This window comes from Peribacillus simplex, from assembly GCF_900156045.1.
Lineage (GTDB): Bacteria > Bacillota > Bacilli > Bacillales > DSM-1321 > Peribacillus > Peribacillus simplex_D.
In genome coordinates, this window is record NZ_FTMX01000010.1 from 112,188 (window position 1) to 124,365 (window position 12,178).

At 40.3% G+C, this 12,178-nt stretch carries 8 protein-coding genes; all 8 read left to right on the forward strand.

From position 1 onward, the window contains the following. Positions 1-1,224 (forward strand): amidohydrolase family protein, encoded by a 1,224-nt coding sequence (locus BW986_RS25465; RefSeq protein ID WP_076372112.1) that lies wholly within the window; start codon positions 1-3, stop codon positions 1,222-1,224. Positions 1,225-1,329: 105 nt separating this feature from the next. Further along, entirely contained in the window at positions 1,330-2,754 is a 1,425-nt protein-coding gene (locus tag BW986_RS25470; protein WP_076372044.1) for a YfcC family protein, read from the forward strand. A gap of 404 nt (positions 2,755-3,158) precedes the next feature. After that, positions 3,159-3,356, forward strand: a complete 198-nt coding sequence (locus BW986_RS25480; RefSeq protein WP_076372048.1) for a DUF3311 domain-containing protein — start codon at positions 3,159-3,161, stop codon at positions 3,354-3,356. Continuing rightward, complete coding sequence (locus BW986_RS25485) at positions 3,353-4,837, forward strand: sodium:solute symporter family protein (RefSeq protein ID WP_076372050.1); 1,485 nt, start codon at positions 3,353-3,355, stop codon at positions 4,835-4,837. The genes BW986_RS25480 and BW986_RS25485 overlap by 4 nt, the downstream gene beginning before the upstream one ends. Positions 4,838-5,064: 227 nt before the next feature. Then, positions 5,065-7,647, forward strand: coding sequence for a sensor histidine kinase (locus tag BW986_RS25490; protein ID WP_076372052.1), 2,583 nt, complete (start codon positions 5,065-5,067; stop codon positions 7,645-7,647). A 16-nt stretch (positions 7,648-7,663) separates the two neighbouring features. Further along, positions 7,664-8,362 carry a response regulator transcription factor gene (locus tag BW986_RS25495; protein WP_260320985.1) on the forward strand — a complete coding sequence of 233 codons (699 nt, stop codon included), beginning with the start codon at positions 7,664-7,666 and terminating at the stop codon, positions 8,360-8,362. Positions 8,363-9,091: 729 nt separating this feature from the next. Further along, positions 9,092-10,351 carry an MFS transporter gene (locus tag BW986_RS25500; RefSeq protein WP_076372054.1) on the forward strand — a complete coding sequence of 420 codons (1,260 nt, stop codon included), beginning with the start codon at positions 9,092-9,094 and terminating at the stop codon, positions 10,349-10,351. A 69-nt stretch (positions 10,352-10,420) separates the two neighbouring features. Next, a complete protein-coding gene (fdrA, locus tag BW986_RS25505; RefSeq protein ID WP_076372056.1) occupies positions 10,421-12,166 on the forward strand; it encodes an acyl-CoA synthetase FdrA in 1,746 nt (581 codons plus the stop codon). The last annotated feature ends 12 nt before the right edge of the window (positions 12,167-12,178 follow it).

Consider the following 12,178-nt stretch of genomic DNA (forward strand, 5'->3'; position numbering starts at 1 on the left):
ATGGACAAAGCATACTGGTTAGTTAATGTCCGTTTAGAAAGCGGCTATCGTTATGAAGAAGATCGGATAACAGGTACGGAGACGGAAATATACCATCTCAAAATCAGGGATGGACAAATTGTCCAGATTGTGTCGGCTGATATTCCTCCAAATGACGGACTGCAGCAGATGAATGCAAAGAGATTGCTGTTTTTACCTGCATTCCGTGATATGCACATTCACATTGATAAAACCTATTATAGCGGCCCCTGGAAAGCATGTTCTCCCTGTGACAGCCTAGCCTCCGTTCTAAAAGAGGAAGAGGAGCTTTTGCCTAAACTTTTGCCCACTGCCCAATCGCGTGCAGAAAAACTGTTGGGTCTGCTCCTGTCGAACGGGACAACGAAGGTACGGACGCATTGCAACATCGACCCAATTATCGGGTTGAAAAATCTCGAAGCAACCCTGCAAGCAGTTGAAAACTATGCAGGTAAACAGTCCCATGAAATTGTCGCCTTTCCTCAACACGGTATCTTGCGAAGTAACGTTGCAGGCCCCGTTCGTGAAGCGCTTCGCATGGGCGCAACACATATTGGAGGCGTTGATCCGGCTTCTATCGATCTCAACATTGAAAAATCCCTTAGCACTATCATGGAGTTAGCTGTAGAAGCTAACGTTGGTGTGGACATCCATATCCATGATCCAGGACACCTAGGAACCTTCACATTTAAACGGCTGGCAGCGTTGACCGAGGAGGCCAAATGGCAAGGGCGCGTTACCATCAGTCATGGTTTTGGCCTGGCAGATGTGCGGCCACAGGAGCAAGCTGAATTGGCAGAGCTATTTGCATCCCTTGGCATCTCTATAACGACATATGTGCCGATTCACCGTACAACCATCCCAATTCCGTTGCTAAAAGAAAAAGGTGTGAGGGTATCGCTTGGAGATGACAGCATTGTCGACCACTGGTCTGTATTTGGTCAAGGCGACACCCTAGAACGTGCAGGTCGATTGGCAGAGAGATTTCGTTGGAGCGATGAGCGTGCATTAGCAGAAACACTTGGTTTTATCACAGGTGGAGTAATCCCGCTGAACAAAAAAGGCGAGCGAATCTGGCCACAAGTGGGCAACGAAGCAAGCGGCGTATTGGTCGCTGCACATTGTTCGGCAGAGGCGGTAGCACGCCGTGCCAAGCGACATGCGGTTCTGTTCAAAGGGAACGTCGTTTATGGATTAATTCCCTAAAAGTGTAAAATGTTTGCAGCCATCCCTTTGATCCTATGGGATGGCTGAGGCAGGCAGTGAATTCTATGATAAAAGTTGAATGCAAAAGGAGGAATTATTCGTAATATGGCCCATTTAAAGGAAAATCCGCATCCACAGGTAAATCCACAGTCAAAAAAGAAAAAGACCAAGGAACTCAACGTATATGTTTTACTGTTAACGATTCTTATAATCGCGGCATGCGCTACCTATCTCATTCCTGCCGGCGAGTATGACAAGTCGGTAGTGAATGGGCGCAATGTTGTAGTCCCCGGTACTTATCATACGATTGAATCAACACCTATCAGTTTGATGGACCTCATCAGTTCGATTCATACAGGTATGGAAGAAGCATCCTCTATTATATTTTTTGTTCTTATAATAGGCGGAACATTCGGCATATTAATGTCTACTGGGGCTATTGATGCATTAATTTATAATCTCTCCCGAAAACTGGCTCGTAAGGAAAAATGGTTGATCCCGGTCATGATGATGTTTTTTGCCTTATGTGGCGCCTTGATAGGCATGGCGGAAGAGACACTTGCTTATATAGGAATTCTGATCCCGATTGCAATCGCTCTCGGTTTTGACGTCATTACAGGGACGGCTATCGTGTTGGTTGGCGCGTCCGTAGGGTTTACAACAGCTATTTTGAATCCGTTTACAGTAGGTATTGCGCAGGGAATTGCCGAATTGCCTCCTTTCTCTGGAATCGGCTATCGAATCGTCTTATTTATTGTCATGTACTTGGTATCAGTCTGGTATATTCAACGTTATGCAATGAAAGTAAAACGTGATCCATCATACGGTTATTATGCAGAAGGAAAATTTGAAGCAACAACGGATGCGTCTAAACTAAAGCTGGAAACCAGGCACAAGCTTGTTCTGTTCGCTTTTCTCGTGAATTTTGTAGTTCTTGTTTACGGTGTAATCAAGTATGAATGGTACATTACTGAAATTTCCGGTTTGTTTACTCTGCTTGGCATTGTGATCGCTCTTCTGGGAAAGCTCCCTGCCAATCAGACAGTCAGCGCATTCATGAAGGGTGCTGGGGGACTTTTGTCAGGTGCACTGATCATTGGAGTAGCCAGGGCAATTGTCGTCGTATTAACTGAAGGGCATATAATTGATACTTTTCTGTACCACGCTTCATCGTCAATTCAACAATTTCCGCCCATGTTAAGTGCGATAGGCATGTATGTACTGCAAACCTTCCTTCACTTTATTGTTCCTTCCGGTAGCGGGCAAGCAGCGTTGACGATGCCGATTATGGCACCTCTTGCTGATCTAGTGGGAGTGACACGGCAAACCGCTGTGTTGAGCTTCTCCATGGGGGATGGCATAGGGAATATCATTTTCCCTACCAACGGCGTTCTGATGGCTGCGCTTGCGATTGCAGGAATCCCTTGGATTCGTTGGATCAAGTGGATATGGCCGCTAATTTTGATCCAATTCTGTATCGGTGCATTTTCTGTCTTATTGGCTCAAATCTTTAAATATGGGCCATTTTAAAGAACGGGATACTGGGGTTCCTTACATGATAGTCTAAATCATTTTTGGAACAACGCAAAGAAATTTGTTTAATGCAGGCTTTTGCAAAAGTGTTAGGTTTTCATACAAATGGACAAGCTCCTTTTAATGATAACGGAACTCAGCAGTGCCCTAAAATTGGGGATCCTGCAAACCTTACATTAGTTGAGCATCCTGTTAAGCGGAAGCGGGTGCCAGAGTATCGAATCGTCCTGCTTTTATCTATAAAGGGAACATTGTAGCAGGTACTTTACCATTAACAGAATTCATCTTATTTTCTTGACAGAGATTTAACTTGATACGCTGCACGACTAATTGAAAATCGTGTGGCGTAACTGTAAACACACAGATAATTATCTAAAGATATAAGAAAGGATGAAGAAACGATGCAAAAGATTTATCTTCTTTTATTAATTCCTATTTTGTGCATATTCGGAACCCCAATATTTGCAAATAAGGTTACACCCTACATTTTAGGTTTACCCTTTTTCATGTTTTTTGCTTGTTTATCTGTATTGGTAACTTCTCTTACTCTACTTATCATCAATAAATTTGATCATGCAGCAAAGGAGGATTTAGAATAGTGATTTCTTTATTTATTATTGGACTGTTTCTTTTATTCTCTCTATGGCTAGGCATTAAAGCTAGAAAAGGGAAAGATATGGATTTGGAACAATGGGCTGTCGGAGGACGCGGATTTGGAACTGTTTTTGTATTTTTATTATTGGCTGGAGAGACATATACGACGTTTACCTTTTTAGGTGGTAGCGGTATGGCGTACGGTATTGGTGGCCCCGTTATGTTTATTCTGGTATATGGAGCACTGGGAAATATTATCGGTTATTGGGTGTTACCTAGTATTTGGAAGTATGCAAAAGAAAATCGATTAGTCTCACAAACAGACTATTTTGTAAGTAAATATAATAGTAAAGGATTGGGCCTATTGGTAGCGGTTGTTTCGGTTGCTGCCATGATCCCGTATTTGATAATGCAGTTGAAAGGTCTCGGAATTATTGTGTCGGAAGCTTCCTATGGCCGTATCTCTCCTAGTATATCCGTTTGGGTATCAATGGCCACTCTTGTTATCTATGTAATGATATCAGGCATTCACGGTTCAGCATGGACAGCCGTTATAAAGGACTTCATGATTTTGGGGATTGTTGTATTTTTAGGTTTATATTTGCCTCTCCATTACTTTGGAGGATTACAAGAAATGTTTCAAACTATTGAAAGCGCTAAACCGGGTTTTCTGGTTTTACCTTCCGAAGGAATGAGCTCCACTTGGTTTATTTCAACCACTATTCTGCTTTCTTTAGGTTTCTATATGTATCCACACTCGTTTAGTGCTATTTATTCGTCTAAAGATGCGAATGCGGTACGTAAAAATGTCAGTATTCAGCCTCTATACTCATTAGTTTTAGTTTTTGTCTTCTTTGTGGGGTTTGCAGCCATATTGAAAGTTCCTGGTTTAAAAGGGGAAAATGTTGATTTAGCATTATTCCGATTATCTTTACAGACATTTGATCCTTGGGTAGTTGGTTTAATTGGAGCAGCTGGATTGTTAACAGCCCTAGTACCGGGATCAATGATGTTAATGGCCATTTCCACTTTAATTGCCAAGAATATTTATAAAGAGGTAGCCCCTTCTGCGGATAATCGAAAAGTAATGATGGTGGCAAGGTGGATCGTTCCTTTTATAGGGTTAGCCGCCGTATGGTTCACTCTTTACGGGACAAATACGATCGCTTCTCTAATCATCATAGGTTCTAGTTTAATCACTCAATTAATACCCTCTGTATTTTTGAGTTTGCCTAAAAAACCTTTACTTACAACACAAGGTTCATTTGCAGGAATTGTGACTGGCATAACAATCGTTTCCTATCTTACCTTTACAGGGACAACAATCGGATCACTATTTCCTTTTTTCCCTCAAGTATTGAAGGACATTAATATCGGATTAATTGCATTAATGTTAAATGTGATTGTTTCCCTAGCCGTTAGTCTTATTCAAAATAAAACGATGGACAATGCCAAACCAATTGAAAAAAATTATCGAGTGTCTTAATGAAGTCCTGGCAAATTGGATTAGGGATACCGCCAGTGGACCAGAGACATAATTTCGAAGAAACGACTAGTCGAAGAATTAAATCATATTGGAATCATGATCCAACTAATAGTCAAATTTTTGTAACAAAAAAAGGTTCTTTCAAAGTGAACATATCGATGTCCTAACTAAGGTTTGCGGGAAATTAAAAGAGTAAATGAAACTGCACAGAGGGGGGATGGTGAGTGATGTCTAAAAAATCATTAAATGGCCAATTAATCTTGTCATTTACGATTGTTTTATCGCTTGCCATCCTTTTGTTTGGGATAGTGCAGTTTTTGCAGGTTGCCTCATTAATAAATGAAAACAAGAACCAGCAGAAGCAGGCAACACAATATTTAACGGCGAATGTATTTAACTTTGTCGATAAGCATAAGAAGGTTGTTGAAACCATAGCATTTTATATTACTAAGCAAGGTGAAATTAGTGATGCTGAAACTGAGAAATTATTATTAGCTGTAAAGTCGCAAAATCCCGGTTTCTTGAACATGTATATTGCCGACTCTGATGGAACTGCCAGAGTGTTTTACCCGCTCTATAATGATAAGGGTGAAGCGAATGTGGGAGTCAATTTCCTTGACCGTGATTACTATAAAGAGCTGATGAAAAAAAAAGAAACCGTTATTTCTCCTGTTTTTAAAGGAAGAGGAGGGACGAAAAATCCTCTGGTTGCGATTGCTTCTCCTATTTTTAACAAAGAGGGCGAGTTGAGTGGGTACGTTCTAGGGGCGATTAATTTAAATGAATTTAGCAATGAGCTGTTAAAAAAGAGTTATGGACAGCAAACTTCACCAGTCGTATTAGATCAGAATAATACGATTGTCGTTCATAAAAATGAAAAACTTAGGATAAATATGACGCAACTAACAAATAAGGACATTGGTATTCTAGCTAGTTCAAAAAATGATGGTTACTTTTATTCGAATCTCACAAAAATGAAAGAATATATTACCTATGCACAAATACAGGAGCTTAAATGGAAGGTTTGGATCAGCAGGCCTGCTGAGGAAGTAACGAATGAGTATTTAGCAACCTTGTTTAAAATGGGGACCCTTCTATTTATAGCAATCATTGTCATTGCCATCATCAGTTATTTTTTAGCCAATAATTTTGGAAATCAATTGAAGCAATTGGTTAAATATGTGCAGCAGACCGTTTTAGAGAATCATACAACTGACTCAAAGATGTATGAACAAATCATAAAAGGACCGCAAGAGATTGCTGTTGTTGCCGAAAAGTTCCAAATTTTAGCCAATACGGTGCAGCAAAAACGGAAGCAATTGCTTGATCTAAATGAAGATTTGGAGAAACGGATTATTGAACGAACGAAAAGTCTGCAGAAATCAAACAATGAATTATTAGCCATCAATAAGTTTATCGGTTCCATTACGAAAACCGAAAATGTAAGCCGTTTTATCCAAAGCTTTTTAAAGGAAATTGAGCCGATTATTCCATTTCCACTTCATTTTCTTTTTAAAAATCAGTCTGTTTCGACTGAGAGGATCCTTCATGATATCAATATTAATGAATACTTGGCTACACAAACAAAAGGTGAAACATGGCATATTGAACCTATTTATTTAGATCAGGCTCAAAGTGGATTTTTAATAGTGGATCTAATGGAAAAGGAATCCATTTCAGAGGGAGACCAAAGATTTTTAAAAATGCTGGCGAACTCATTTAGTATTATGATCCATAACAAAGTGTTATTTGACCAGTATCGAATTAAGCATGCGGAATTGAATGCCGTTTTAGAGAGTATGTCAGAAGGAATTGTTCTCGTTAATAATGAGAATAAAGTGATTTATTTTAATAGCTTTATCACAAGACTGTTAGGGAAAGAGACTGCTGGACTGCACCCGTTTGCGGAAGAACATTTGCTAAGACTGATCGAGTCTCTTGGTGATTATAATGAGCAAGAATTTTCCGATTTTCTAGATGAAAGCAGTGACAATATGAAGTTCCGTTTAAGGCTCCCGAATAGAATCGAAAAAACTTACTTCATTTGGAAATTCAATGTACAGCATGAAAATGAAAGGTTTGGAAAGGGTTATGTGATTCGGGACATCACGACAGAGGAGGAAATTGATTTTCTAAAAAGCAATCTTATTTCGATTGCTTCGCATGAATTTAAAACACCGATAACAACTATTAAAGGGAGTATTGAAACGCTTTTGCGTGCTGATGCCTCATGGGAGGAAGAGTTTAAAAGGGAATTGCTGGTGGGTGTACATGAGGATATTAATAGAATTCAAGAGTTAGTTAATGATTGGTTGGATATTTCGAAGATTGAATCGGGTTCGATGACATTAGTGAAAGAAAGTGTGTCGCTTCAGAGAATAATTAAGCAGGTGATAAATCAGATTCCGGAAGGCAGTGCTGATATTCAATTTATAAAACCTGCTGTTGGGGAGGTGCCTATTGTATTTGTTGATAAAAGCAGGATTCGCCAAGTGCTGGTGAACTTGATGACCAATGCGATCCGCTATAATGATCAGGCCCATAAACAGATTGTGATTTCCTATTTAATTGAAAAAAACCAAGTCCATCTTTCTGTTAAAGACAATGGAATAGGAATCCAGGAGAGGTTTTATGAAAAGATATTTGATCGCTTCTACCGGGTGGAAAGTACAGCAACTAGAAGAACTGGTGGAACGGGCCTGGGGCTATCGATCTCGAAAGGAATTATTGAGGCCCATGCTGGCAAAATCTTTGTTGAGAGCCAGTTGGGCAAAGGGAGCACATTTACGATTACACTGCCGATTAAATAGAGTGGGAGGGGATAGCTTGAAACATAAAATGGTTATTGTGGATGATGAACCGAAAATTATTAGGTTTATTAAAGCAAATTTACTATCTTTAGGCTATGAGGTGGAATCATTTTTAAGTGGTGCACAGTTATTGGAGAATTTTGACTTGCACCAGCCGGACTTAATTTTATTAGATGTGATGATGCCGGAAATTGATGGCTTTGAAGTTCTCGAGCGAATTAGAAAATTTTCCGATACTCCTGTCATTCTTTTAACAGCCCGCAGTAATGCCCATGATAAAGTTTACGGATTAAACCTCGGAGCAGATGATTATTTAACAAAACCGTTCTCGCTTGAGGAATTGTTTGCCCGGGTTAATGCCGTTTTAAGAAGGACAAAACCAGGTGTTCAAGAGTTTTGCCTGCTCTCAGAGATTGTTTGTGAATCCTTAAAGATTAATCTTGGACAAAAGCGTGTCTGGATTGGGAACGAAGAAATAAAGGTGACCAATATCGAATTTGCGATTTTGGAAATGTTGGCGGTTAATGTCGACAAAGTAGTCGCACATGAACAAATCTTGACCTCTGTCTGGGGAGCAGAGTATCGGGATGATGTTGAATATTTGAGGGTTGCGATTGCCAGAATCAGAAGGAAAATGAAAAAAGGCGGGAATCTGGATAAGCTGATTGTGACGTATCCAGGTCTCGGTTATATGTTGAAATCAAAGCTTGAATAAAAGGGAAAGACTGTCTCGAGTGAGGCGGTCTTTTTTTGATGATTTTTAATGTTTTTTTAATGTTCTGCCGCTATTTTTAATTCGATTGTTATGCCCGGAATTGTATAGTTTAAGTGTAAATAAAACGCTTACAAAGGGAGGGGGTTATGGAAACCTTCATAAAGATGACTAATCAGATTACATCCTTTTTTTTCGGTTTTCTTACGGGATTGTCTTGGCTAGCAAAACCACTTGGGCATTTTTGCTGATTCGAATTTAACAGGCATACCGTGGGCTTAGAGTCCCGCAGCAATCTTTTTTGGATTTATTTCCGATACGTTTGGAAAAAGAAAACGCCTGATTTTAAAATTAGTCCCCATTGCCGTTTTATCAATTTCCTTTGTCTTTTTTTTTGATAACAAAGCCGTATTGATTATCACTATTATTGTTGCGGTTTACCGGAAGCTGGCAAGGGACCCTGTATTGATTTCACAGTTAGCGAATAACGTTTCCGAAAAATTCCACATGACGATGTTTAATATTAATAATATTATCGGCATAGTTTTCTCCATCCTTGCATTCCTATATTGGCGGCTATTTGGCAGATCAAACGGGGAGCATGGAATCGGGTTTTATTTTAGCAATTTAATTTATCCTCTTCGTAACAGCGACGGTGTTTACGATTGACAAGGCATTGGTCAGTAGCACAGCGGTTGTAAACAGATGAATCACATGTTAGGAGGTAGTAATATGTCGCAAAGTGCATTAAAAACGAATGGCCAGACGGATACCAAAAAAGGCATTCAGTATTGGTGGAAAATAGTTGCCGTTATGTTTTTAGGCTGGGTATTCATTTACGCAACCCGCACAATTTTAAACCCGGTCATGCCGAATATTGCGAACGAGTTTAGTTTAAGCAATGCACAGCTCGGTTTGATCAACAGTGTTTTCTTCCTTACCTATGCTTTTGCCCAGGTTCCATCGGGGTCGCTCGGAGACAAATTTGGCAGAAAGTATATCTTAGTTCCAGGTTTTATTCTATTCGGTCTTTTCACGGGTCTTACCGGGCTGGCAATGAGTTTTGCTTTTTTTATGTTTGCACGTGCAATCGCAGGACTAGGTCAAGGAACATTCTACGGTCCATGTTACGCGATTGCCGCTGATTCCATTCCACAGCAAAATCGCACAATGGGAACAGCTATTATTAATAGCGGTATGGCGATTGGAACTTCTTTGGGGTATATCACATCGAGCTACTTAACACTTGAGCGTGGAGTAAGCTGGGAGATTCCTTTTTATATCATGACGATTCCAACCGTTCTTGTAGGGTTCCTAATTTGGTTCACCGTTAAGGAAAAAAGACGGAAGCCTGTTAACGAACCCTCTGTTGCTGCAAGTGCACCAGTAGAAAAGGTGAAAATCAGTGAAATTCTAAGGAATCGAAATATAATTTGCACGTTTATTATGTCGTTCTGTTCCTTATACGGATTCTTTATGATTTTGACCTGGCTACCTCAATTTTTACAAACGGAACGCGGCTTTGCCGGTAGTGAAGTAGGCTTTATCTCTTCGTTAATTCCTTGGGCATCGATTCCAGGTGCGTTGTTATTCGGTTACTTAACAGACAAAATTGGTAGAGCAAAGCCGTTAATCTTTTTATTAGTTCCAATAGCTGCGATTTCGATCTTTGCCGTTGTTTACATTAAGAGCATTCCATTGATGGTCATTGCACTTATCGTTTATGGATTGACTGGTAAATTGGCGCTTGATCCAGTGTTGATTTCATTCGTTTCGAAAAACGCTCCTCAGCAAGGCTACAGTACAGTATTCAGTTTGTTTAACTTTGTTGGAATGTCCTCTTCGATTTTAGCGCCATATATTACCGGATATTTAACCGACACAACAGGCAGCATGCAGACTGGATTCTTTTTAGCCATGATTCTATTGGTAGTTGGTTTTGTCGCAATGCTGTTTGCAAAAGAAGATCGCACCAAGAAAACGGCTGCGTAAATTGCTTCATCCATAGCTCTCAGCAAGCTGGTCAGATGAAAAATTATAGATAAAGAGGTGTAACAAAATATGCTTCATACCATTATCAAGGAAAATTCGTATCAAGACTCTGTTAACTTAATGCTTTTAACCAACAGGCTTTCCGCAATGGAAGGCGTAAATAAAATCTCTGTCATGATGGGTACACCTGCGAACCTTGACATTTTTAAAAATACTGGACTTTATACAATCGAATTGGAAGAGGCAAAGCCAAATGATATGTGTATTGTTGTTCATGCTGATTCTGAAGAAACTGTGGGGAGAGTTCTGGATGAACTTGATAGTTTCTTGAAAAATCAGGCAGTCAGCAGCAGTGCGAAGGAATTTGAAACGGTCCGCACCTGGGATCGAGCAATGAAAACATTGTCAGGTGCAAATGTGGCAATTATCTCTGTTCCTGGCCAATACGCAGCAGAAGAAGCAGAAAAAGCCCTGAACAACGGACTGCATGCCTTTTTATTTAGCGATAATGTCTCCATAGAGGATGAGCTACGTTTGAAAAAGCTTGCCCATGAAAAAGGTCTGTTGGTAATGGGTCCTGACTGCGGTACCGGAATCGCTTCAGGGATTCCGTTAGCGTTTGCCAATGTTGTAACTGAAGGAAATATCGGAATTGTTGGCGCATCCGGTACTGGAATACAAGAGGTAACGACGATTATTGACCGGCTTGGCGGCGGCGTGAGCCATGCGATTGGTACAGGGGGACGTGATTTATCCAATTCGATTGGTGCAATTACAATGATGGATAGCATTCGTGCTTTAGAGAATCATAGCGGCACCAAGGTGATTACAATTATTTCGAAGCAACCAGCAAAAGAAGTTAGAAATCAGGTGGTTGAATTACTGCGCAGTGTCTCGAAACCAGTGGTCGCTCTTTTTATGGAGGAAAAGCCTGCAGAGCAGGAAGGCCATGTCATCTATGCAGGGACTCTTGAAGAAACAGCTGTCTTATCCGTTCAGTTGGCAAATGGAAATGAACTGACAGGCCTAATTTCGGAAAATAGCACTTCGCTTCCAGCTGTTGAACTTAAAGCTAAACAAACAGCGATTAAGGGACTATTTTCCGGAGGAACTCTTGCCGCAGAAGCAGCTATGTTTATTAGCGAGGCATTAGGACTGCGAGGCTTAATCCATGAAGAAGGCTATTTATTGAAGGTGAATGGCCATGAAGTAATTGACCTTGGTGATGACAAATATACACAAGGAAAGCCACACCCAATGATCGATCCTGAAACAAGAATTCAGTTTATCCAAGAGGCAGCAAAGGATGAAGGTACCGCTATTATCTTATTGGATGTTGTTCTTGGGTACGGATCTCATGACGATATGGCGGGTGCTCTTTTACCAGCCATAGTGGCTGCGCAGGACGAAGCGGCTGCAAGCGGAAGAAACCTTTATTTTGTTGCCACTGTTTGCGGAACTGAGAAAGACCCGCAAGACTATCAGGAGCAAAAGACAAAGCTTGAAAGTGCCGGAGTAATTGTAAGAGAAAGCAATGTTCAAGCCATAAAAACAACTTTAAAACTATTAAATATTGAGGTTCCAGGAACAAAACGAGCATTTCATCCAGTGGGAGCATTAGAAAATAAAGAATCGTTACTTGTTTCAGAGCAAATTAGCAAGCTAGTAAATGAAAAGCCTGCAATCGTGAACGTCGGTCTAAAGAAGTTTACTCAGGCAGTTACAAATCATGGCGGCCAAGTGGTGCAATTTGATTGGAGACCTACTGCTGGCGGTAATGAAAGAATGCGTAAAATTTTAGCATTATTGAAATAAATTTGAGGACAA

Coding starts and splice junctions, on each gene's coding strand:
- BW986_RS25500 (WP_076372054.1), top strand. CDS start 9,092: ATGTCGCAAAGTGCATTAAAAACGAATGGCCAGACGGATACCAAAAAA.
- BW986_RS25480 (WP_076372048.1), top strand. CDS start 3,159: ATGCAAAAGATTTATCTTCTTTTATTAATTCCTATTTTGTGCATATTC.
- BW986_RS25490 (WP_076372052.1), top strand. CDS start 5,065: ATGTCTAAAAAATCATTAAATGGCCAATTAATCTTGTCATTTACGATT.
- fdrA (WP_076372056.1), top strand. CDS start 10,421: ATGCTTCATACCATTATCAAGGAAAATTCGTATCAAGACTCTGTTAAC.
- BW986_RS25470 (WP_076372044.1), top strand. CDS start 1,330: ATGGCCCATTTAAAGGAAAATCCGCATCCACAGGTAAATCCACAGTCA.
- BW986_RS25465 (WP_076372112.1), top strand. CDS start 1: ATGGACAAAGCATACTGGTTAGTTAATGTCCGTTTAGAAAGCGGCTAT.